The organism is Candidatus Formimonas warabiya (assembly GCF_002777255.1).
In the GTDB taxonomy this organism is placed as follows: domain Bacteria; phylum Bacillota; class Dehalobacteriia; order Dehalobacteriales; family Dehalobacteriaceae; genus Formimonas; species Formimonas warabiya.
In genome coordinates this window covers 2,479,865-2,501,988 of sequence record NZ_CP017634.1, presented here as the reverse complement: position 1 = coordinate 2,501,988, position 22,124 = coordinate 2,479,865, and the positions used below count along the sequence as shown (strand labels likewise).

Sequence of the window (22,124 nt, the reverse complement as noted above, 5' to 3'; positions counted from 1 at the left end):
AGCTGGGAGGTGATCAGTGAACCATCAGAGAAACGTGTCTGAAACAATAGGTGGCCTGATGGTTTATCACGGTAAAGGCCATGAGGAGTTGAGTGCCTGATGGAAGAGTTGGGAAAAAAGCAGCGATTGATTCAGGAGTATGTACCTGGTAAACAGGTGACCCTTGCTCATGTCATCGCCCACCCGGTAAAAGAAATTTATGAAAAAATGGGTCTGCCGGATCGAGGGGCCATCGGTATTCTTACCTTAACTCCCGGTGAGACCGCAATTATCGCCGCAGATATTGCCACAAAAGCAGCAGAGGTGGAAATCGGTTTTTTGGACCGTTTTACCGGGGCTGTAGTCATTATTGGCGATGTAGCCAGTGTTGAGGCTGCTTTAAGAGAAGTAAACCACGTCTTGGAAACGGAACTGAACTATGCCCCGGCCAGGATGACGAAATCATGAAAACAGGACGCGTCATGTTGGTGGGAGCAGTGGGCAGCGGGAAAACCACACTGGCAAGGGTGCTCAACAAAGAAGAGGCAGGCGCGGTGAAAAAAACACAAGCGATGGAGTATTCCGCTAGTTCCATTGATACTCCGGGTGAGTACGTGGAGAATCCTTCCTATTATCGGGCCTTGTTTGCTACCTCTCTGGAAGCAGATGCTGTTGTGTTTATCCAGGATGCAACCAGAAACAGGTCCATTTTTCCCCCGGGATTTGCGGGAGCATTTGCCAAGCCAACCTTTGGGGTGGTTACGAAAATCGATCATGCCCAGGCAGATGTGGACCGGGCCCGAGAATTTTTGAAAAGCATAGGGCTAAGCGGCGGGATCCATGCTGTTTCCGCTTTCACCGGTGCGGGGATGGAAGACTTAAGGAAGATATTAAATTGGGATGAATCTTTCGAGGGGAGGTAATTCTATTGAATTTAACAGCAAAGGTTTATAACAAGCTTTTTACCTTCAAAACTGTTAAAGAAGTTTTAGCGAAAGCCAATGAAGAAAAATCAGGTGACCTGTTGGCAGGTATCGGTGCCACTTCAGCATCTGAACGGGTGGCGGCCAAGTTAGTATTAAGCCGTCTCACTCTGGAAGATATCTATAACAATCCGGTGATCCCTTATGAAATTGACGAGGTGACCCGGGTGATATACGACGGTTTAAACATTGCCATCTATAACCAGTTTAAAAACTACACCATTGGCCAGTTGCGGGAGTATGTTTTAGACAGCGACACCACCAATGAGGACTTAAAACACTTAGGCCGCGGCCTCACCAGTGAAATGATTGCGGCGGTAGCCAAACTGATGTCCAATTTGGACCTGGTCTATGCATCTAAAAAGATGAGAATTCAAGCCCACTGCAACACGACCATCGGTGTTCCGGGGACTTTGGCATTCCGAAATCAGCCTAACCATCCCACGGACAGCGTGCCCGGGATTATGGCATCCATTAAGGAAGGCCTGACCTTCGGCTCCGGGGATGCGGTGATCGGCATCAATCCGGTGGAAGACAATGCGGAAACCGTGAAAAGACAGCTGGAAGCTGTGAAAGAGTTTATGCACAAATGGGAAATTCCTACGCAGGTTTGTGTACTAGCCCATGTAACCACTCAGATGAAAGCGATTGAAAAGGGTGCTCCGGAGGACCTGGTCTTCCAGAGTATTGCCGGCACCCAGGCGGCGAATGACGCTTTCGGCGTCACCAAAGCCATTCTGGAAGAAGCCTATGATTTGGCGGAACGGAAGGGTACCGGTACCGGTCCCAATCTCTTGTACTTTGAAACCGGACAAGGTTCCGAGATTTCCCTGGAGTGTCACCATGACGTGGATGAAATGACTTTGGAAGCGCGGACCTATGGATTTGGGCGCAAGTTTAAACCGTTCATGGTCAATAACGTGTCCGGATTTATCGGACCGGAAACGATTTATGACGGCCGCGAAGTGATCCGGGCCGACCTGGAGGACCTGTTTATGGGGAAACTCCACGGGCTGCCTATGGGGATTGCGCCTTGCTATACCAACCATATGAAAGCGGACCAGAATGATCAGGAAATCGGCACCATGCTTTGTGCCATGGCTGGCTCCAACTACTTCATGGGCGTGCCGGGCGGCGACGACATTATGCTCAGTTACCAGGACACCAGTTATCATGATGATGCCAGCGTCCGGGAGATTCTTGGTCTTCGGCCCTTGCCGGAGTTTGAAAAGTGGCTGGAAAAACTGGGTGTGATGGAAGAGGGCCGTCTCACGAAGAAAGCGGGAGATCCGTCCATCTTTGACAAATAATTCGGGGGGTGACATGGATGAGTGCAGATAATCAAATGGAAAAATTAATCATTGAAAATGTGATGAAAGAACTGGCAAAACGGGGCCTGTTCGGCGGCGAAGCCGAGAAGGCCTGCGCAGAAGCAGTACAGGCAATCGGTGCTGCCGCCGGTGCCGGGAATGCAGGTTTTGGGAACAACGATCCCATCGAGGTACCCGACATCAGCGGCGTTTGGGTGCCCAACCCCGTTAATTTGGACGCCATTAAAGCGATGAAAGAAACTACCCCGGCCAGAATCGGCTTGTTCCGGGCCGGAGCAAGGCCCAAGACCGATGCTTTCCTGAAATTCTTGGCCGACCATGCCCAGGCCATGGATGCCGTATTCCTGGATGTATCCGATGCCTTATTAACGAAGATGAACCTTTTCAGTGTGCAGACGGCAGCCGGGGATAAGGATGAATTCCTGAAAAAGCCGGATTTAGGGCGGAAGCTTTCTGAAGAAGGCCGGAAAATGGTAGAGGAAAAATGCCAGAAGAACCCCCAGGTGCAGATTCTGGTGGTAGACGGGTTAAGTTCTTCGGCTATTGAAGCCAATGTACCGGATGTTCTTCCTGTATTGACCCAGGGTTTGACCGCCGCAGGGATCAAAGTGGGTACCCCTTTCTTTATTAAGTACGGTCGCGTGGGGGTACAGGATGAAGTGGGCATGCTCCTAAATGCCGACGTGGTCATTTCTTTGATTGGGGAGCGTCCGGGTTTGGTTACGGCAGACAGCATGAGCGCTTATATGATTTATAAGCCCAGCGAAAACACCGTGGAAGCAGACAGGACCATGATCTCCAATATCCACAAAGGAGGCACTCCTCCCGCAGAAGCAGGGGCCCTTTTGGTGGATATTATCAAGCAGATCCTGGCTGCCAAATGCAGCGGCATGAAGTTGAATCTTCAGTAAGCGGTGACGGTCCTTCTCTAAAGGTGGTGAGTTAAATTAGCAGTTCCAGCAATCAGAGCATTATCAGTGTGGGCATAGACATCGGCACGACTACCACCCAATTGGTGATCAGCCGTTTAACCATTAAAAACATCGCTCCCGGCTCGGCGGTGCCGCGCATGGAGATTACGGATAAGGAAGTGCTCCACCGGAGCGATATTCACTTTACACCTTTAAAGGATCACGATCTCATTGATGCGGTTGCCGTGGCCCGGATCGTGGTGACGGAATATCAAAAGGCCGGGCTGACCCCGGAAGGAATTGATACCGGCGCCGTGATCATTACGGGAGAAACGGCAAAAAAGGAGAACGCCAAAAATATTCTGGAATCGATGGCGGGATTAGCCGGCGATTTCGTGGTGGCTACCGCAGGGGTAAACCTGGAATCAATTTTGGCGGGAAAAGGATCGGGGGCGGCGGCTTATTCCAAAGAAAAACACCGGGTAACTGTCAATATCGATATTGGGGGAGGAACTTCCAATATCGGGGTTTTCCGGGAGGGACGCACCATTGACACCGCCTGCCTCAATATTGGCGGACATCTGATCGAAATTGAGAAGAACAGTGATAAGATTACCTATATTGCTGCGCCGGCCAGAGGGGTGCTGCGGGAATGCGGCCTGTCTCTTGCAGTGGGAGACCGGGTTCATTTGTCGGAGCTGAAAACGGTGGCCGGGATGATGGCAAAAAGCATAGTGGAATCAATCACCAAAAGCAATTTAGCAGATGTCACGAAGGAATTGTTGATGACTCCTCCCTTACGGCTGGATTATCCCGTGGAACGGGTGATGATTTCCGGTGGCGTAGCCGATTATGTGTACAGTGATTTTAACCCCATGTCGGTGGCCCAGGTTTCTCAATATGGCGATATCGGACCCCTGTTGGGATGGGCTGTGCGGGAAGAGTTGCGTCAGGCCGGAATTGACCCGGTGCAACCGGGGGAAACCATCCGAGCGACCGTGATCGGCGCCGGAACCCATTCGGTAAACTTAAGCGGCAGTACCATTACCGTAAGAGAGGAAAGTCTGCCTCTGAAAAACGTATCGGTGATTTCTCCTTTCCCGGAAGGGATACCGGAATCCATGGAAGAGATTGCAGCATGTGTGCACATTGCGGTAGAGCGTGTAGTATCGGACGGCTCGACGCAGCACGTGGCTTTAGCCATGGACGGCCCGGAAAGGGTAACCTTCAGCGCCATTCAAACCTTGGCGGATGGCTTGATCAAGGGAATGGCCCCCTATCTGGGGGAAGGGAAGCCGTTAATCATTGTCCTGCAAAAGGACTGTGCCAAGGTTTTAGGGCAGACACTGCAAATTCGCATGGGTAGTTTGGCAGAGATCGTGTGTATCGACCAGGTGCGGGTTGATGAAGGAGATTATATTGATTTGGGCAAACCCCTGATGGGGGGAAGAGTGGTTCCGGTCGTTGTGAAAACCTTAGTGTTTGAAAACCGGCCCCAATAAATGAGCTTACAAAAAAATAGGAGGTTGAAGAGAAATGGCTGTTATGGATCCGATTAGAGCGGATGTTTTAGCGATAAAGTTTATTCCCAATGTGGCCAGAGATCTTGCAGAAAACTTAAAACTCCGACCCGATCAAAAAAGTGTCGCCATGTTTACCTGCAACATCGATGATGTGGGCTATACGGCAATTGATGAAGCTACCAAAAAAGCGGAGGTAGAGGTTGTTTATGCCCGGTCCTTCTACGCCGGTGCTGCCCACGCTTCCGGCCCGTTGTCCGGTGAATTTATCGGTATTTTAGCCGGTCCTGATCCGGCGGAAACAAAGGCCGGACTTTCTGCCGCCGTACAATTAATTAAAGAAGACGCCTGCTTCTATGCGGCAGATCCGGATGGGAAAATTGCTTTTTATGCCTACACCATTTCCCGGTCGGGCACTTACCTGTCCAAGGTGTGCGGAGTGGAACCCGGCGAGCCTATTTCTTATCTGATTGCCCCGCCCCTGGAATCTGTGTATGGGGTGGATGCCGCGTTGAAAGCAGCTGAGGTGAAGATGGGAGTATGGTATGGACCTCCGGGAGAAACAAACTTTGGGGGCGCATTGCTCACCGGTTCTCAGAGTGCCTGCAAAGCAGCTTGTGAAGCTTTTCGTGACACAGTCATCGGGGTTGCACGCAATCCTAAGGACTATGAAGGTTAAGGAATAGTCCCGCAAGGGTAGACCGAGGAGGTCAAGTGAGATGAGAGCAATTACGGAAACGGAACTCAGAGATGAATACAAAAAAGGCGAGTTCACTTCCTATACTCTCCCGGAAGGCTGCCGGCTGACACCGGCTGCAGCTCAGTTCCTCAGTGAACGGAGAATTTCTGTGCACACTGTTTCTGCCCCGGCAGGAGGCAGCAAGGAACCAAGAAAACCTCTTCCCGAAGCAGGCAGTCAGGAAAGGGCCAAAACCTATTCCGTTGGTGAAATCAAAGGAAAACCGGAGCATATGACCCATCTGAACGGGACTACGCTGGTCTATAAGAACCATCCCAGGATTAAATTCCGGGGCCGGCTCGACACCTTTGAAGCCCTGTTGATCAGTGCCATTGTTGACATCGAAGGAATAGGCTATCAAGAGTTAGGAAGAGATTTAAGGGAAGTTTTGGATTATGTCCGGCAAATACTGCGGGCGGAAGTAAAGGAAGAACCTCTGACCCCGATCAGCTTTCATGGCTGGTCCGCAGAGGAAATCCGGGACAGGTCCCATTACCCGCAGAAGTATTTCGGGGTAAATCACCTGCTCCCCAATCCTGGACAGGGTGGTTTGATGGCAAGATTGAACTATCTGAGAACCCAGGTGCGGGAACTGGAATTGGCCGCCATGGACGCTTTTTCCGTGACTCCGGAAAAGGTGGACCGGGAGGATATCATTCAAGGCTTAAACAGGTTGAGCAGTCTGGTTTATATTATGATGGTTCAACTAATATCCGGGCATTACCGGGTGGGGTGTTGATTAGATAGGAGATAGAGACATGGACTTCTTACAGGATGCCAACCAGCTGATAAAAAGGTTTGAAGATACTATCGCCCATCCTGCACCAGTGAAAAAAGATACCAAGCTTTATACAGGAGTGGATTTGGGTACGGCTTATATCGTCCTGGCGGTAGTAGACGACAAGGGTCAACCGATTACCGGAGCCATGCGTTATGCGGAAGTAGTAAAAGACGGATTAGTGGTCGATTTTGTAGGAGCATCAAGAATTGTCAAAGAGCTGAAAGCCGGAATTGAAGAAAAGCTGGGTGTGGAGCTAGAAGCTGCCGCGGCTGCCTATCCGCCGGGTACGGTCGGAGGAGACCAAAAGGCGATTAAGTATGTGGCGGAAGGAGCCGGATTTAACGTTGATGCCTTAGTTGACGAACCGACTGCGGCCAACCAGGTTTTGGGCATTCAAAACGGGGCGGTTGTGGACATCGGGGGCGGGACCACGGGAGTGGCTGTGTTGAAAGACGGGGAAGTAATTTATGTGGCGGACGAACCTACGGGGGGAACCCATTTTAGCCTGGTGGTAGCCGGTGCTTACGGGATTTCCTTTGGGGAAGCGGAAAAATTAAAGACCACCCCGGAGCGGCAGAAAGAATTGTTTCCCGTGTTAAAGCCTGTGATGGAAAAGGTAGCGACGATTATTGGCAGGCACATTCAGAAGTTTCATGTGGATAACGTATATCTGGCTGGAGGAACCAGCTGTTTTCCCGGAATAGAGACGATTGTGGAACAAGAGATCGGTGTTCCTACCTGGAAACCGGACAATCCTTTCTTAGTTACTCCCATGGGGATCGCTCTTAGTGCGCACATGAAGCGGGAGGGTTAAACGATGGCGGTGAAAATCCAGTTTATCAAATCCCCTTCTCCAGGGACCATGGGGATCTTGGCGCGACGGCGCACAGGTCATGCAGAAGCTCTGCCCAGCCCAGGTGCCGTAGGATTGGTTCAGGGCGCACTGGCCGACATGATTGCCGCGGCAGATATTGCGGAGAAGGCAGCCCAGGTCGAAGTCGAGGAAATTCGCGGGGTTTGTCCCCAGCATGTGACCTTGATCGGCATTTTCGGGGAAATTGCCGACGTGGATGCTGCTTTAAAGGCTGTGAGCGGGTATTTTTCTTCCGATATCCGGGAGTAAGACGTTTACCGTTAAGGAAAGAAGGGGTGATAGGTGATGTTAATCGGCAGAGTGGTTAACAGTATTTGGTCGACCAGAAAGGATGAATCCCTGGTGGGCGCCAAGCTGATGATTGTGCAGCTTCTGGATACACCGGAAGAAGGCAGAGGAAAAATTATTGTCGCTGTGGATATGATTGGTGCCGGCATAGGGGAAAGAGTGCTGATCACGCAAGGTAGTTCTGCCAGAAGAACAGCCGGATTTGAGGATGCCCCTATTGATTCGGTCATTGTAGGGATTATTGATGAGAACCAGTCGGAAGTCTCATTGAGGTGATGGTATGCACGAGGAAATGATTCAAAAAATTAAGGATGCAGGAGTAGTCGGCGCCGGGGGAGCAGGATTTCCTACCCATGTCAAAGTAAATGCTTCTGCAGAACATGTGATCGTCAACGGGGCGGAATGTGAACCGCTCCTCCGGGTAGACCAGCAATTAATGGCGGTAATGGCAGACCGTTTGGTGAAAGGACTGGAAGCAGTGATGCAGACGACCGGGGCCTCATTAGGCACCATCGCCCTGAAGGGAAAGTACCATGATGCCATTGAAGCCTTGGAGAAGGCGATTGCTGGCAAGCCGATCAAACTGTTTATTTTAGGAGATTTTTATCCTGCGGGCGACGAACATGTTACGGTTTATGAGGTCGTAGGAAAGATTATCCCGGAAGGGGGCATTCCTTTAAAAGTCGGCTGTGTGGTGGACAATGTGGAAACCTTGATCAATGTGGCCGATGCCTTGGAAGGATGTCCCGTTACGGATACCTATCTTACGGTAACCGGGGAAGTGCCCAATCCTATTACGGTAAAACTGCCCATCGGTACCACCGTTGCGGAAGCGCTGGCTTTAGCCGGACAAACCGACATGCGGGGGAAACTTGTGGTGGAAGGCGGCCCCATGATGGGCAAAGTGATTGATGATTTTTCCCAGCCCATCACAAAAACGACCAAGGGGTTAATTGTCCTTGCGGAAGACCATCCGATGATGAAAAAAAGGAATATTTCCATGGCGCACATCATTAAGCAGGCCAAAGCCGCCTGTATTCAGTGTATGCGCTGCACGGACATGTGTCCCCGGCATATGCTGGGTCACCGGTTGAGCCCGCACCGGATTATGCGAGGGCTGAACTATTTCGACGGTGATCAGGAAGTGATGAAGATGGCATTCAGCTGTACCGAATGCGGTGCCTGCGAATATGCCTGCGATATGATGCTTCTCTCACCGCGCCGGGTAAATGCTTTATTAAAGCAGGAGCTGGGGAAGAAGGGGATGAAAGCTACACCACCTTCGAAACCGGAAGTTGTCGTTCCATCCCGGGAATATATGAAAATTCCTGTGAAACGTTTGATCTCTTCTTTGGGTTTGACACCGTATAATGTAGCCGCTCCTTTAGTTGATACGGATTATGCCCCTAAAAAGGTGACGATACCGCTCAAACAGCACATTGGCGCACCGGCTCAGGCCGTGGTGACAGTGGGACAGCACGTGGAAAGAGGGGCTTTAATCGGGGCCATTCCGGAAGGGGCGATGGGCGCTAGCGTTCATGCCAGTATCAGGGGTACAGTACGGGAAGTTTCCCAAAATATTGTCATTGAAGCAGACGGGGATGGAGGTGGAAAGCAATGATCCGAGCCATTGGGTTAGTAGAGTTTAATAGTATTGCCAAAGGGATTGAAAGCGCCGATGCCATGCTCAAAACCGGCCAGGTGGACATCATTGTCAGCCGTCCAATTTGCCCGGGAAAGTATATTACGCTGGTTTGGGGAGACGTGGCTGCCGTAGAAAGCGCGGTAAAAGCTGGTATTGCCAAAGGCGATGTCAATGTGGTGGATGATTTTATCCTCCCGAATGTGCACCCACAGGTGATTCCGGCTTGTTCCGCAGGAAACCCGGTTGTTGAAGTTCATGCTTTGGGGATTATTGAGACTTTCTCGGTTGCGGCGATGATCGTGGCGGCAGATACCGCGGTAAAAGCGGGGGAAGTGGATTTGATTGAAATCCGTTTAGGCATGGGACTTGGCGGCAAAAGTTTTACTACTTTGACCGGAGATGTGGCCGCAGTGAAATCGGCTGTGGAGGCCGGAGCGAGAACCGCGGCCGACAAAGGGCTGCTCGTTCAGCAAGTAGTAATTCCTTCACCGCATAAAAGCTTGATCCCAAGTATTGTCTAGAGCAAAAACCGATTCTTATCAAGGAGGTGAAAATGTGAAGACGTTAATTTCAGTAAATGAAATTAAGAGTCTCGCTGGTGCGGGAAAGAAGGTTCTGTATCTGGAACCGGGCACGATTATTACACCTGCGGCTAGAGATGCCGCCAATGAATGGGGAATTACCTTGCAATGGGGTGCTGCTCCCAAGAAACCAGAAGTATGTTGTGAACCAGTGAAGGAGGAAACAGCCGGGGCCTGTGAACCCCTGCCTGCCGTCAACCAGGAAATGATTGCCAAAATCGTCATGGAAGTGATGGCGAAGCTTCCTCAATTCTGCCTGCCGGAGATCGTGAAAGAAGTGGATCCTCAGAGCGGTTTTTGTCTGGTGAAAGGAAACACCGTCACCTGTGATACTTTTGAAACCGGCAATCCCCAAGATAAGGTGGGAATTAAGGAGATCCTGACCCGGAGAGAAAGTCCTAACATGGCCACAGGTTTTATGACTTTGGAAAAATCTTCTTTTGACTGGCATTTAGGATATGAAGAAATTGATTACGTGGTGGAAGGGACCCTGGAGTTTATTGTCAACGGTAAGAAGTTCAGCGGACAGGCCGGAGATGTATTTTATATTCCTGCGGGCACCGATGTGACTTTCACCACACCGGACAAATGTAAATTCTTTTTTGTTACCTACCCTGCCAACTGGGCAGATTTATCCGGAAAATAACTTAAAAATTTAAGGAGGAATTTTAATTATGACAAACGCATTAGGGATGATCGAAACAAAAGGTTTAGTTGGTTCCATTGAAGCAGCAGATGCCATGGTAAAAGCAGCTAATGTTTATCTCATCGGTAAAGTACACGTGGGCGGCGGACTTGTCACTGTGATGGTCCGGGGAGATGTTGGTGCCGTGAAGGCCGCTACGGATGCCGGCGCTGCTGCAGCGCAAAGAGTTGGCGAACTGATTTCCGTACACGTAATTCCGCGGCCCCATGCTGATGTAGAAATGATTCTTCCTGATGACTATAAAAAGTACGTCAAGGCTGAATAAATAGGTTGAACAAAAGGGGTTGAGCAGATGACGCAGCAAGCGCTGGGGATGATTGAAACGAGAGGTTTGGTTCCTGCTGTGGAAGCGGCTGACGCCGGAACCAAAGCTGCGAATGTCCAACTGGTGGGATATGAAATAGTCACGGGCGGTTTGGTAATGGTCGCTTTTGTCGGCGAGGTAGCAGCCGTACAGGCAAGTGTCAGTGCAGGCAGTGCCGCAGCCGCAAAAGTTGGTACTGTGATCAGCGAGCATGTTATCCCCAGGCCCGAAGCTGACCTCAGGATGGTATTTAAAGGGAAGTCTGCCTTACCGAAAGATGATGACTCTCCACCGGATCCGGAAGGAAAGGGACCGTCTGGACAGCATGATTCCGGTCAGGTAGTCTCCGATACGAAAGTTGAAGATGAACAAAGAGGTGTGATTCCGGGCCAGGAAAATCAGTCCGGTCCGGAACCCTCTTCTTTTGAAGATGAAGATCAAGTGACAGAAGAATCCACCGGAGGTCAAGAAGGTGCCGGAGAAGATCCTGAGTTAGCAGCAATGACTGTGGGAGAACTGAGGAGACTAGCTCGAAAAACGCCAGGGATAGGAATCCATGGCAGGGAAATATCACGGGCCAATAAGGAACAGCTCATCACAGAAATTCTTCGGGCCCGAGGCAGGGAGGATTAAGAAAGGAGCAAGAAAATGGCGCTGGACTATGATCTAAGTTCCATCCAGGAAGCCAGGGATTTGGCCCGAAAGGCGAAAGAAGCCCAACGGGTATTGGCAGGTTACTCGCAGCAACAGATTGACCGTATAGTTGCCGCCATGAGCGAAGCAGCGGTGGCAAATGCCGAATGGCTGGCCCGGATGGCAGCGGACGAAACCAAATTTGGTATTTTTCAGGACAAAGTAAAGAAAAACCTTTTTGCGGCAAAGAATGTTTATGAATATATTAAAAACATGAAAACGGTGGGAGTTTTGCGGGAAGATCCCCAGAACAAGGTGATTGAAGCCGGGGTTCCCATGGGTGTGGTCATGGGCATCATTCCCTCCACCAATCCCACATCTACCACGATTTATAAAGCCTTAGTCTCCCTCAAAGCGGGGAATGGCATTGTCTTTGCCCCCCACCCCAATGCGTGCAGGTGCATTAACGCTGCCGCCCAGGTACTGCATGAAGCGGCAGTAAAGGCAGGGGCTCCGGAGGGAATTATCGGCTGCTTAACAAAAGTAACCATGGCCGCAACGGAAGAATTAATGAAACATGACGACATCTCCGTGATTTTGGCTACCGGGGGGCCTGGTTTGGTGAAGGCCGCCTACAGTGCGGGAAAACCGGCCTATGGCGTAGGTGCGGGAAACGCTCCCGTTTTTATTGAACGGAGTGCCGAGATCAAAAAAGCCGTGTCCGATATTATCACCGGGAAAACCTTTGATAACGGGGTGATTTGTGCCTCGGAAAACTCCATTCTCATCGATGAGCCCATCAAGGACAAGGTGATTGCGGAATTTGAAGCACAGGGGGGGTACTTCCTCTCCAAAGATGAAGTGGAAAAGGTGAGCCGGGTGGTGATGACGCCCAAGGGCGGCATGAATTCGGCCCTGGTCGGCAAAGGACCGAAGGTGATTGCCGACAGAGCGGGGATTACCATCCCTGAAGGGACGCGCATTCTCATCGCTCCTCTGGAAGGGTATGGCCCGGGATTCCCCTTATCTTACGAAAAATTAACCACTGTATTGGCCTGCTATGTGGTGAAAGACTGGGAAGAAGCCTGCCACCTGGCCATTGAGCTTTTGAATTTAATGGGTGCGGGACATACCTTTGCCATCCATTCCCAGAATGATGAGATTATCCGGGAGTTTATCAGAAAACCGGTATCCCGGATTTTGGTAAATACCCCTTCTTCTCTGGGCGGAATTGGCTACACCACCGGTTTGGCACCGTCTCTCACTTTAGGATGCGGCACCATTGCAGGCAGCAGCACATCGGATAATGTGACGCCTATGCATTTAATCAACATTAAAAGATTAGCTTATCAAACATGTCAAGTAGAGACACAGCCCAAAGCCCCATGCCCGGAAAGCAGCATTTCCGCTGAGGACATCGCTGAAGTTGTGAAAAAAGTTCTCGCTGAATTAAAGCGGTAAGCTGCAAAGAAAAGGTAGGTGAGCCGGTTGGATAAGGAACAATTGGAACAGGTGATCAGGGAAGTGTTGCTGCAGCAGTTGGGAAGAGAAGCGATCCCAAAACAGCAGCAAGAGGAAGAGAAGAAGATTCCCATCGGCATCTCTAACCGACATGTCCATCTTTCGGTCCACGATTTGGAAATTTTGTTTGGACGGGATGCCAAGCTGACCAAGTTTAAAGATCTGTCCCAGCCCGGACAATATGCCTGTGAGGAGAAAGTAACCTTGGTAGGCCCGAAGGGAGTTATCGAAAACGTGCGCATCCTGGGGCCGACCCGGAAACAAACGCAGGTGGAAATCTCCGTTTCCGATTGCTTTAAATTAGGGGTAAGAGCACCGATCAGAGATTCCGGTGATTTGGGCGGCTCCGCAGGATTAACCATGGTGGGGCCTGCAGGATCCGTCACCGTACCGGAAGGATGCATTATCGCCGCCCGGCATATTCATATGCATCCGCAGGATGCGGCTTCTTTCAGTGTGAAGGACGGAGACAGGGTTGACGTGCAGTGTTACGGTCCCCGGGGCGTGATTTTTTGTGAAGTTCTGGCCCGGGTGAACGAAAATTACAAACTGGAAATGCATGTTGACATGGACGAAGCCAATGCCGCTTCATTGAGAAATGGAGACTTTGTAAAGATTGTACGATGATTGAAACTGGCTCCGCACAGAACCGAAAACGGTGCGGAGCCAAATTTGTATTTAGGATACTTTATACAATATACAACGGGGGTAGCTACATGGAAGAAAAGATCAAAAAAATGTACCGGGGAGACTGCAACCTGATTATCGCCTTTACCATCTTCCTCTGGGTGGTTCTGATCTATACCATGATCGTGGTAAGCGGCTTGGCCCCGAGCCATACCGTACGCATGATTGCATTGGGTGCAGCGATCATTGCCGGCGTAACTGCCACTACCGCCTTGCTTGCCGTGCTGGGACACCTGAAGAAAAATCAAACCCAGCTCTATAGCGAAGATATCATGTGTTCCGGCGCCATGGAAAAACAGCAGCCATAAAAAAGGAGGGTGGATCCAATGGCCAAAAAGAAAAACAGCAGCCTGTTTATGAGCGTCTTTGACGTATTGTTCATCATGATCTTGTGTTTTGCCACCCTGCTCACCACCATGCTGATGCAGGGAGGCGTGCTCGTAGGAGGCTCAGCCTCAGGAATGCGCTATCATTTCAGTATTGCCTCTTTCCTGATGGTAGTAGCCGGATTGATCATCTATCTGTTTTACATCATTCCCCACAGCGACAAAGAACTGAGAGAGATGATCAAACATCTTTACGGGGAAAAGAAATAAAGACGGGATCCGGAACCGGGTCCCGATAACCAGAACAAAGCACCGAAACTCACGCAGACCATTATCCATAAAGGAGGCAAAACAATGAGTTTTTGGTCCGTCATGAACTGGGTTGCCTGGGGATTGTGCGCAGTACTCTTCATACTCATTGCCACCGACTTCATCAAAGTCGAAAAAGACCAGGCAGCGCGGAAAAAAAGCTAACTTAAGAAACTGACAAAGAAGAAAGGCAGGTACAAAGCGTTGGAAGAAAAAACCACACTGGGTGAAGCACAAGAAAAAGCCCACGAATCCCATCTGTTAAAAGTACTGGGGCCGATGCACATCTGGGCTTTAGGAGTAGGGATCGTACTGGTGGGTGAATTCATGGGATGGAATTTCACCATCGCCAAAGGAGGATCCCTGGGCTCCATCATCGCCTGCTGGGTTATCGGTATACTCTACATCTCACTGGTCATGATCAACACCGAAATCGGCTCCGTCATCCCCGAAGCGGGAGGCCAATACGCCATGGCCAAATACCTCTTAGGCCCCCTGGCCGCCTTCAACATCGGTCTGATGCTGGTCTTCGAATACGTGATGCTGGAGGCGGCAGACGCCCTGGTCGTAGGACAGATCCTCCAATCCCTGCATCCCGACGTCCAGGCATTGCCCTACATCATACTCAGCCTCCTGCTCCTGACCTATTTAAACTACCGGGGGGTATACGCCACCCTCACCCTAAACTTCTTCATCACCGCCATAGCATTCGTCACCATCTTCGTACTCCTCTTCGGCACCCAATTTTACAGTCCGGAGCACAGCCTGATCCAGATCAAACAGCTCACGGACGGACTGCCCTATGGCTGGATCGGCATCGTCGCCGCCTTCCAGTTCGGGGTCTGGTTCTACCTGGGCATCGAAGGAACGGCCCTGGCGGCGGAAGAATGCCGGTCCACGGGACGGTCCTTGCCCATCGGGGCCATGGTCGGATTAGTCACCCTGCTCATCGGGGCCACCACCACCTGGTTTGTCTGCTCCGGACTGGTAGGGGCGGAAAAACTGGGAGAATCCGTCTTCCCCCTATATGATGCAGCGCTGGCCACCGGGAAGCCCTATGTCATCATCGCCCTCTTCGTAGGCACCATCCTCTCCTGCTTAGCCAGTGCCAACGGGTGCATCAACGACTCCAGCCGGGCCTGGTTTGCCATGTCCCGGGACACCCTCATCCCCGGAGTCTTTGCCGTCACCCATCCCAAATACAAAACACCATACCGGGCCATCCTCTTCCTCTTGCCCATCTCCATCGCCTTTGGCTTCACCGGGCTTTTGGACCAGGTGATCACCTTCTCCATCCTCTCGGCCCTCCTGGTGTACGTATTAACGGCATACATGATGTTCAAATTCCGGGCCATGTATCCCCTAGGCAGTATCGAACGGGGCTATACAGCGCCCTGGCATCCCATCCCGGCGGTAGTACTGCTGCTATTGACCCTGACCACCCTGGTGGGCATGTACTTCGGCTACTGGATCAACATGGTCTCCGGTTTCATGTTCTATTTACTGGCCTCCGTATGGTTTACCATGCACAGGTCCAAATTTGTGGATACCGACACCTTTATCGAGGCTGGCGCCGGCTGCTGGCCCCGCCCTCAGGGATATTAAGAGTTTTCGCCGGTTGACAACCCTTCTCGATTAGTGTATGTATAAATGGAGGACATTCCTCATGACCTTATCAAGGAGGGCGTTGTTCTGATGAATAGCAAATTACAACTACGTAAGCAAATATCAGGTTGGCTTCCTGTTCTGGCCTCGTTTATTATTCCAGGATCAGGCTACGTCATCTTAGGAAAGCCTCTCAGAGGATTGATGATGCTGTTCTGGATGTTATTGTTTGGTTTTATTACCTTTCAACTGACGTCGGAAAACATTTCGCCCGTAGGTCGCTTTTCAGGAGGAATTGCGATTTGGACCCTTTCCATTCTTGAAGTAGCGCGCATCAGTGCAAGGAGTCAAAACGGCATCGATAAAAAGAAAAATGCTCAGGTAAAAAAATCACGGCGCTAAAAGCCGTGATTTTTTCAATATCAGTAAGAAACACGGGAAGAAACACGGGGACGGTCCTATTGTTTCCGTTATCGGAAACAATAGGACCGTCCCCGTGTTTCTTCTGAAAAGGGAGTTTCCTAAAAAGCGGATGCCGCTTTTGAAGGATTATCCGGCAACTGTGTGGAATACATTACACAAAGATTTTACAGAATGAGGAACATTTTAGGATATTTTTCGTCTAACTACAAAGGGGATTCTTGATAGATTGGGGAGAAGAAAATGAAAGGGAAGGGTGCTATTTTCGCCTTAATCATCGGCCTGGCTGTGACGGCCGGGATCCTGATGTTTTTTAATAAAGGTAGGCAGCCTTTGGATTTGACCAGTGCTTTAGCAGCAGACATCGTCATTGAGCCTACCCAGATGGATAGTGCCGGAGTGGATACCAAGTCTGATTTTTTGGTAAAAACCTCGACATATATTGATCCTAAGATTGTCGTGAAAAATATTTCAGTGCAACCGGAGATCAAGTTTACGGTGGAAGAGCAAAAAAATACCAGCAAGATTCTGCTGGTTCCGGACCAGCCCTTGCAGCCGGACGAGATTTATCGCTTTACCCTAGATCTTCCCGGATCCCATCCCCTCAAATGGGCTTTCCAAACCGTGGGCGCCTTTAAGATTAACGGGACCTTGCCCCGTGATAAATCGACCGGGGTTCCCACCAATACCGGCATTGAGATTTCCTTAAATCATTTAAATGTAGAAGATCCGGAGCAATATTTTGAAATATCTCCCCAGGTAAAAGGACGTTTTGAAATCCATAAAAAAACCTTGGTTTTTGTCCCGGAGAATTTGAATCCCAGTACGGTCTATACTGTCAAAGTGAAGAAAGGCTTAAAGATTGCAGACAGCAGCCTGGCTCTGGGAGAGGATTATGTGTTTCAGTTTGAAACACAGGACCCCACCCAACATAACCAAAATGAGGATTACCTGGAACTTTTTCAAAATACCATGGACTTTCGCACCGGTACCGCACCATTCATTCCTGTGGGCTACTATGGCTCCAGGGAAGACGGGTCTCCGGAAGTGAGAGTGACCGTTTATCACTACCAGGATGCAGCAGAATATATCGACAGCTTACGGGAACGGGAAAAGGTGCCCTTATGGGCTTACAACAGCCGCAGCAAGTATTTGGCGGACACCAAAAAACTTTCCCGCCAGGAGGCGTTTTCCGTCAAACTGAAACGTTACGGAGACGAAACCTATGTGGAATTTCCCCAGGCCCTGCCGGCAGGATACTACCTGGCGGAAGTGTCCCTGGGAGATGTGGTGCGTCAGTTGTGGTTCCAGGTTTCCGACCTGGCCGTGTATTGTTCGGTCCTGGAAAACCGGACCTTGGTCTGGGTCAATGACCTGACCACCGGGGTTCCCGCTAGCGGGGCACTGGTTCATCTGGGGGGAAATCAGGAGAAGACGGTTACGGACGAGAAAGGCCTGGCTCTGTTCTCCACCCCTTCAGGAATTGAGCAGGGGGTCTATGCAACCGTCGCGTCGGCAGGCAAGGAAGCAGTGGCGTCGGTTTTCCCCAACGGGTTTAGTCCGCTCGAATCAGATGAAAGAAATAGCGCCCAAAACTATTGGAAATATTTCTATTTGGACCGGGGGCTATTTAAACCGGATGATACCGTTCATTTCTGGGGATTGATCAAACCGCGGCACAATGATGAAAAGGCTCCCGGGCAAGTCACTATTTCATTGACCAAATGGCAGGACTGGCAGGAGACTGTGCTCATTGATGACCAAGAGGTGGAAGTGAAGAGAAACATTTTTACCGGTGATTTCCCCCTGCCCAATCTGGTGCCCGGATACTATAATCTCACCGTAAAGCTGGGAGATCAGGTGATCGCAGAGCAGGGTTTTGACGTTCAGACTTATACTAAACCGGCATACAAGATTGACGTGGTCGCCGATCAAAAGGCCATATATGCGGGAGATACGGCCCATTTCAAAATCAATGCGACCTGCTTTGAGAATACAACCGTTCCTCAGGTAAAACTAAACTATCATCTGGACCAGTCAGGGGAACTGACCACCGACACCATGGGGCAGGCAGATTTAACATACACTCCCTCATACCGGGACGATGATTCGGGGCCGGTGCAATACCGGTATCTGGACCTGAATGCGGCTTTGCCGGAAAGCGGAGAAATCACTGCCGGAACCTCTATCGTGGTATTGAATAACGATATCAACATCAAAGCCGATGGGGAAAGAGAAAATAAAACCGGCACCGTGAATATACAACTGGAAAAGCTTACCGTGGATAAGGTAAATCAGGGCGAAGCAGATCCTTGGGACGAGGATGCCTTTGTGGCGGGAAACGCCACCCGCCGCCCGGTTACGGTGGCTGTATTCCGGCAGGTGTGGGACAAAATTCCCGACGGCGACTATTATGACTTTATTACGAAAACCGTGGAAAAACGATTTCGTTATCAGGAACGCAAGGTGCTGGTGACGCAAAGCCAGGTAACCACCAACAGGCAAGGAAAAGGTTCCTTCCATTTTGCGGCAGAACCGGAAAAATCCTACTTCATAGAATTGACGGCCAAGGATGATCAGGGAAATCTAACCAGAACGGAGATTTATCTGCCCGGCTCAGATTATCCCAGGAGTGGGGAATATTCCTGGTATCATCTGGAGGATGACAAGGACGGCACGGCAAAATACCGGGATGGAGAACAAATGGTCTTGACCGTGTATGACAACGAGAGTAAAGTGCCGGACCGGGCAGGGAGCTTTTTGTTTTACACGGCCCGGCAGGGTCTGATGGATTATCAGGTGCAGGATTCCGCATCCTTCCAGACCGTATTTTCCCCAGACCTAATCCCCAATTTTTGGGCCAAAGGGGTTTACTTTGACGGAAGCATGTATCATGAAGCTCCCGAATATTTGGCTATGCTGGATGAAAAAGAAAAAGCTTTAAACATCAAGATTACCACCGACCAAAAGGAATACCGGCCCAAAGACAAGGTGCGCCTGTCTGTTGAGGTGCGCGATGATCAGGGGAGACCGCTGGCTGCCACGGTTAACTTGAATTTGGTGGATGAGGCCCTCTTTATGCTCAGTCCGCAACAGGCGGATATTTTGGGGTCCTTGTACGGAGATTTCTTAAGCAGCGGCATTATCATGACGGGCAGTACCCACAAAGATCCCACGAATCATACCGGGGGAGCTGAGCAGGGGGGAGAAGGCGGCTCCGGGAGAAGAGATTTTAAAGATGCCGCTTTCTTTGAGACCCTTACCACGGGGAGAAACGGCAAAGCGTCAGTGACTTTCCAGGTGCCGGATAACCTTACCTCCTGGAGGCTTACCTGTCAGGCCGTGACGCCGGATCTTCAGGCAGGAACCGAGACCGCGAGGATTCCTGTGAAATTGCCTTTCTTTGCCGATCTGATCCTCAATGATCGTTATTTGACCGGGGATGAGCCGGTGGTTTTGGTGCGCTCCCTGGGAGATCAATTGCAGGAGGGGGATGCCGTTGACTGTACCGTCAAGTTAACGGGTGGAGAAGAAAAATATGAAAAAACACTGACAGGGAAGGCCTTTGAGACCCTTTCCCTTCCCCTGCCTGCCTTGAAAAAAGGAAATTATGAGATTACTGTAACCCTGAAAAGCGAGGGAAAATCGGATCAGTTAACCCGTTCCTTTGCGGCGGTGGATTCCTTTATGACGCAGGAGAAAATCAGTCATGGACTTTTGAGCGGGGAAACAAAGGTCCAGGGTGCTGCGGATGGTCTGACCCAACTGGTCTTTGCGGATGAGCAACGGAGTCAATACCTGACCATGTTGTGTTCCTTGGCCGGTGCCCAGGGAAGCAGAATTGAACAAAAAGTTGTCCCCCAATTGGCTGCACCATTGCTGAAGGAGTATTTTCCCAAAGTGACCCCATTCAGTACGGAATCCGACTCCTTTGACCCTTCCCGGTATCAAACCGCGGAAGGAGGGATCAGCGTCCTGCCCTACGCCGGGGCAGACTTGGAAGTCAGCGCCCAAATTGCTTCCCTGTGCGGGGACCGGTTTGACTTACCCGCCTTAAAAGCTTATTTTTACCGCATCGTGGACGATCCCGGAGAGACCAGGGAGCGGGGCGTGATGGCCTTGTACGGGCTGGCCTCCCTGGGTGAACCTGTGTTGCAGGAGATGGAATTGGTCGCCGGGGAAAAGGATTTGACGGTCAAGGAAAGATTATATCTGATTTTGTCCTTTAACGAATTGGGGAATGAACAACCGGCCAGAAAGATGCTGAAAGAGCTGTTGAAAAAATACGGGGAAGAAAACGGACCCTTTAAGCGCATTAATACCGGCAGCGATAAGGAAGATGTGGGAGAGATTACCTCTTTGGCTGCTTTGGCTGCCGGCAGGCTCATGTTTGAAGAAGCGGGTCAGCTCCAGCAATATGTCCTGGAGAATCCGCCCAAAGAACATTTGACTTACTTAGAGCAGATTAAGTTCCTCCAGGACGGTCTGCCCCGGTTGGAGAAAAAAGCGGCCAGCTTTTCCTACTCCACAGGGGACCGGGAACACCAGGTGACACTGACGGCGGGCGAGACATTTACCCTGATGCTGGATCCGGAAAAGATGAAAGCGTTGAAATTTAGTAATATTGTGGGCACTATCGGCTTAACTACCATTTACCAGGGCGCGTTCACACCTCCGGACCAACCGGGGTTGGACGGAGTGACCGTGACGCGGGATTACCGGGTGGCAGGAAAACCTTCCCGCCAGTTTCATCCCGGAGACCTGGTGGAAGTGGCTATTTCTTGGAAGCTAGGTCCCAAGGCGCCGGACGGCACCTATCAAATTACCGATTATCTGCCTGCCGGTTTAAAACTGGTGGAAAGACCCTACAACTGGGATGTGAAAACGGATCATTTAGGCTGGCCCGTAGAAATCAACGGCCAGAAAGCCGTCTTCCTGGTATCGGAAAGCGGATCTTTTAGGTATTATGCCCGCATCGTCAACGGGGGGATCTTTACCGCCCAGAGCGCGGTGATCCAGCATGCGAAGAATGGCACGGTGTACGCTATGTCAGCTCCAAATAAGGTGGAGATAAAATGAAAAAGATATTTATTGTGGCAGTTCTCTTTTGGGCGATTATTTCTTTCGCCGCCATTACCAGCGGCCGTACCGGGACAAGCGTGAAACCGGGTTCCTATCCCCCGGTGCACCCGAATACCTTTTTTGACCCCAGTCATTTTTATACGGGAGAATTATCCCAGGATGATCACCTGGGGAAGATTAGAGGAGCCGTAGTGCCCCATCATCTATTAGCCGATAAGCTGATCGCCCGGGTATTTCAAAACCTGAAAGAACAAAAACCGGCCACGGTGATCCTGATTGGCCCGAATCATAAGAATGCCGGGGAAAAAATCCTCACAAGCGCCCTGGGCTGGCAGACTCCTTTCGGCGTGGTGGATGCCGATGAAGAGCTGGTGCAAAAAATATGCCGCTCCTGTCCCCTGGTCCAACAGGACGATGAAATCATGGGCAGGGAGCACGCCATGGGGAACCTTATGCCCTTCATCAAGTATTATCTTCCGGAGGCCAAAGTGGTGCCCTTGATCTTGCATCATGATCTGACCATCAATGAGGCGAATTCGTTGAGCAAACAGCTGGCCAAATTGATGGACCAGAATACGGTGCTGATCGCCTCTGTGGATTTTTCCCATTATTTAACCAGCGATGAAGCAAAGAAAAAGGATGAAGAAATACTGGCCGCCATGCAGAGCCATAATTTGGGCCGGATTTTTACCATGGGGGATGACTATCTGGACTCTCCCCCTTCCCTGGGTGTATTGTTTAATACCATGGAACAGATGGGACTGAACAGCTTCCAAGTATTAAACCATACCAATTCCGGGATTTTGCTCAAGAATAAAAATATTGCCACAACGAGTTATATTACCCTGGTTTTTGACATAAAAGATTAACAAAAACAAAAGGGGGCGTCGGTATCGGCA

The 22,124-nt window shown here is 50.5% G+C and carries 23 protein-coding genes; all 23 read left to right on the top strand.

Features of this window, described 5'->3' with window-relative positions; genetic code table 11:
- Positions 1 to 99: 99 nt before the first annotated feature.
- The 23 genes from eutS (at position 100) to amrB (ending at position 22,094) form a co-directional block, all read left to right on the top strand.
- Positions 100 to 447: an ethanolamine utilization microcompartment protein EutS gene (gene eutS / locus DCMF_RS11615; protein WP_148134579.1), complete on the top strand. Its 348-nt coding sequence runs from the start codon at positions 100 to 102 to the stop codon at positions 445 to 447.
- Complete coding sequence (locus DCMF_RS11610; RefSeq protein ID WP_148134578.1) at positions 444 to 902, top strand: EutP/PduV family microcompartment system protein; 459 nt, start codon at positions 444 to 446, stop codon at positions 900 to 902. Before eutS ends, DCMF_RS11610 begins: the two co-directional genes overlap by 4 nt.
- A gap of 5 nt (positions 903 to 907) precedes the next feature.
- On the top strand, positions 908 to 2,272 hold the full coding sequence (locus DCMF_RS11605) for an ethanolamine ammonia-lyase subunit EutB (RefSeq protein WP_148134577.1): 1,365 nt from the start codon (positions 908 to 910) through the stop codon (positions 2,270 to 2,272).
- A gap of 17 nt (positions 2,273 to 2,289) precedes the next feature.
- On the top strand, positions 2,290 to 3,204 hold the full coding sequence (eutC, locus tag DCMF_RS11600) for an ethanolamine ammonia-lyase subunit EutC (protein ID WP_148134576.1): 915 nt from the start codon (positions 2,290 to 2,292) through the stop codon (positions 3,202 to 3,204).
- A 68-nt stretch (positions 3,205 to 3,272) separates the two neighbouring features.
- Complete coding sequence (locus DCMF_RS11595; protein WP_418219633.1) at positions 3,273 to 4,706, top strand: ethanolamine ammonia-lyase reactivating factor EutA; 1,434 nt, start codon at positions 3,273 to 3,275, stop codon at positions 4,704 to 4,706.
- Positions 4,707 to 4,740: 34 nt separating this feature from the next.
- Positions 4,741 to 5,403, top strand: coding sequence for an ethanolamine utilization microcompartment protein EutL (gene eutL, locus DCMF_RS11590; RefSeq protein WP_148134574.1), 663 nt, complete (start codon positions 4,741 to 4,743; stop codon positions 5,401 to 5,403).
- Between the two features lie 40 nt (positions 5,404 to 5,443).
- Entirely contained in the window at positions 5,444 to 6,202 is a 759-nt protein-coding gene (locus DCMF_RS11585; RefSeq protein ID WP_148134573.1) for a cobalamin adenosyltransferase, read from the top strand.
- Between the two features lie 19 nt (positions 6,203 to 6,221).
- Positions 6,222 to 7,058: an ethanolamine utilization protein EutJ gene (gene eutJ, locus DCMF_RS11580; RefSeq protein WP_148134572.1), complete on the top strand. Its 837-nt coding sequence runs from the start codon at positions 6,222 to 6,224 to the stop codon at positions 7,056 to 7,058.
- A gap of 3 nt (positions 7,059 to 7,061) precedes the next feature.
- A complete protein-coding gene (locus tag DCMF_RS11575; RefSeq protein ID WP_418219632.1) occupies positions 7,062 to 7,367 on the top strand; it encodes a BMC domain-containing protein in 306 nt (101 codons plus the stop codon).
- Between the two features lie 36 nt (positions 7,368 to 7,403).
- The gene (locus DCMF_RS11570; RefSeq protein WP_148134571.1) at positions 7,404 to 7,682 is read left to right on the top strand and encodes a EutN/CcmL family microcompartment protein; all 279 of its coding nucleotides are present in this window, start codon (positions 7,404 to 7,406) and stop codon (positions 7,680 to 7,682) included.
- Between the two features lie 4 nt (positions 7,683 to 7,686).
- Positions 7,687 to 9,027 (top strand): 4Fe-4S dicluster domain-containing protein, encoded by a 1,341-nt coding sequence (locus DCMF_RS11565; protein WP_148134570.1) that lies wholly within the window; start codon positions 7,687 to 7,689, stop codon positions 9,025 to 9,027.
- Positions 9,024 to 9,572: a BMC domain-containing protein gene (locus DCMF_RS11560; RefSeq protein ID WP_148134569.1), complete on the top strand. Its 549-nt coding sequence runs from the start codon at positions 9,024 to 9,026 to the stop codon at positions 9,570 to 9,572. The genes DCMF_RS11565 and DCMF_RS11560 overlap by 4 nt, the downstream gene beginning before the upstream one ends.
- A gap of 34 nt (positions 9,573 to 9,606) precedes the next feature.
- Complete coding sequence (locus tag DCMF_RS11555) at positions 9,607 to 10,278, top strand: cupin domain-containing protein (protein ID WP_148134568.1); 672 nt, start codon at positions 9,607 to 9,609, stop codon at positions 10,276 to 10,278.
- A 28-nt stretch (positions 10,279 to 10,306) separates the two neighbouring features.
- Positions 10,307 to 10,603 (top strand): ethanolamine utilization microcompartment protein EutM, encoded by a 297-nt coding sequence (gene eutM / locus DCMF_RS11550; protein ID WP_418219631.1) that lies wholly within the window; start codon positions 10,307 to 10,309, stop codon positions 10,601 to 10,603.
- A 27-nt stretch (positions 10,604 to 10,630) separates the two neighbouring features.
- A complete protein-coding gene (locus DCMF_RS30235; protein WP_148134566.1) occupies positions 10,631 to 11,275 on the top strand; it encodes a BMC domain-containing protein in 645 nt (214 codons plus the stop codon).
- Positions 11,276 to 11,290: 15 nt separating this feature from the next.
- On the top strand, positions 11,291 to 12,736 hold the full coding sequence (locus DCMF_RS11540; protein ID WP_148134565.1) for an acetaldehyde dehydrogenase (acetylating): 1,446 nt from the start codon (positions 11,291 to 11,293) through the stop codon (positions 12,734 to 12,736).
- Positions 12,737 to 12,763: 27 nt separating this feature from the next.
- On the top strand, positions 12,764 to 13,423 hold the full coding sequence (pduL, locus tag DCMF_RS11535; RefSeq protein WP_148134564.1) for a phosphate propanoyltransferase: 660 nt from the start codon (positions 12,764 to 12,766) through the stop codon (positions 13,421 to 13,423).
- An 89-nt stretch (positions 13,424 to 13,512) separates the two neighbouring features.
- Positions 13,513 to 13,791 (top strand): hypothetical protein, encoded by a 279-nt coding sequence (locus DCMF_RS11530; RefSeq protein ID WP_148134563.1) that lies wholly within the window; start codon positions 13,513 to 13,515, stop codon positions 13,789 to 13,791.
- A gap of 18 nt (positions 13,792 to 13,809) precedes the next feature.
- Positions 13,810 to 14,079, top strand: a complete 270-nt coding sequence (locus DCMF_RS11525; protein WP_236860106.1) for a hypothetical protein — start codon at positions 13,810 to 13,812, stop codon at positions 14,077 to 14,079.
- Between the two features lie 243 nt (positions 14,080 to 14,322).
- A complete protein-coding gene (locus tag DCMF_RS11520; RefSeq protein WP_236860251.1) occupies positions 14,323 to 15,723 on the top strand; it encodes an APC family permease in 1,401 nt (466 codons plus the stop codon).
- Between the two features lie 90 nt (positions 15,724 to 15,813).
- Entirely contained in the window at positions 15,814 to 16,125 is a 312-nt protein-coding gene (locus DCMF_RS11515; protein ID WP_148134562.1) for a hypothetical protein, read from the top strand.
- Between the two features lie 261 nt (positions 16,126 to 16,386).
- Positions 16,387 to 21,222: an Ig-like domain-containing alpha-2-macroglobulin family protein gene (locus DCMF_RS11510; RefSeq protein ID WP_148134561.1), complete on the top strand. Its 4,836-nt coding sequence runs from the start codon at positions 16,387 to 16,389 to the stop codon at positions 21,220 to 21,222.
- A complete protein-coding gene (amrB, locus tag DCMF_RS11505; protein WP_148134560.1) occupies positions 21,219 to 22,094 on the top strand; it encodes an AmmeMemoRadiSam system protein B in 876 nt (291 codons plus the stop codon). The genes DCMF_RS11510 and amrB overlap by 4 nt, the downstream gene beginning before the upstream one ends.
- The last annotated feature ends 30 nt before the right edge of the window (positions 22,095 to 22,124 follow it).

Bases quoted from the DNA above. Each gene is read 5' to 3' on its own strand.
- DCMF_RS11585 (WP_148134573.1), top strand. From the start codon at position 5,444: ATGAGAGCAATTACGGAAACGGAACTCAGAGATGAATACAAAAAAGGC.
- eutC (WP_148134576.1), top strand. From the start codon at position 2,290: ATGAGTGCAGATAATCAAATGGAAAAATTAATCATTGAAAATGTGATG.
- DCMF_RS30235 (WP_148134566.1), top strand. From the start codon at position 10,631: ATGACGCAGCAAGCGCTGGGGATGATTGAAACGAGAGGTTTGGTTCCT.
- eutJ (WP_148134572.1), top strand. From the start codon at position 6,222: ATGGACTTCTTACAGGATGCCAACCAGCTGATAAAAAGGTTTGAAGAT.
- DCMF_RS11540 (WP_148134565.1), top strand. From the start codon at position 11,291: ATGGCGCTGGACTATGATCTAAGTTCCATCCAGGAAGCCAGGGATTTG.
- DCMF_RS11525 (WP_236860106.1), top strand. From the start codon at position 13,810: ATGGCCAAAAAGAAAAACAGCAGCCTGTTTATGAGCGTCTTTGACGTA.
- DCMF_RS11565 (WP_148134570.1), top strand. From the start codon at position 7,687: ATGCACGAGGAAATGATTCAAAAAATTAAGGATGCAGGAGTAGTCGGC.
- DCMF_RS11530 (WP_148134563.1), top strand. From the start codon at position 13,513: ATGGAAGAAAAGATCAAAAAAATGTACCGGGGAGACTGCAACCTGATT.
- DCMF_RS11575 (WP_418219632.1), top strand. From the start codon at position 7,062: ATGGCGGTGAAAATCCAGTTTATCAAATCCCCTTCTCCAGGGACCATG.
- DCMF_RS11570 (WP_148134571.1), top strand. From the start codon at position 7,404: ATGTTAATCGGCAGAGTGGTTAACAGTATTTGGTCGACCAGAAAGGAT.
- eutM (WP_418219631.1), top strand. From the start codon at position 10,307: ATGACAAACGCATTAGGGATGATCGAAACAAAAGGTTTAGTTGGTTCC.
- eutS (WP_148134579.1), top strand. From the start codon at position 100: ATGGAAGAGTTGGGAAAAAAGCAGCGATTGATTCAGGAGTATGTACCT.
- DCMF_RS11510 (WP_148134561.1), top strand. From the start codon at position 16,387: ATGAAAGGGAAGGGTGCTATTTTCGCCTTAATCATCGGCCTGGCTGTG.
- DCMF_RS11560 (WP_148134569.1), top strand. From the start codon at position 9,024: ATGATCCGAGCCATTGGGTTAGTAGAGTTTAATAGTATTGCCAAAGGG.
- amrB (WP_148134560.1), top strand. From the start codon at position 21,219: ATGAAAAAGATATTTATTGTGGCAGTTCTCTTTTGGGCGATTATTTCT.
- eutL (WP_148134574.1), top strand. From the start codon at position 4,741: ATGGCTGTTATGGATCCGATTAGAGCGGATGTTTTAGCGATAAAGTTT.
- DCMF_RS11515 (WP_148134562.1), top strand. From the start codon at position 15,814: ATGAATAGCAAATTACAACTACGTAAGCAAATATCAGGTTGGCTTCCT.
- DCMF_RS11610 (WP_148134578.1), top strand. From the start codon at position 444: ATGAAAACAGGACGCGTCATGTTGGTGGGAGCAGTGGGCAGCGGGAAA.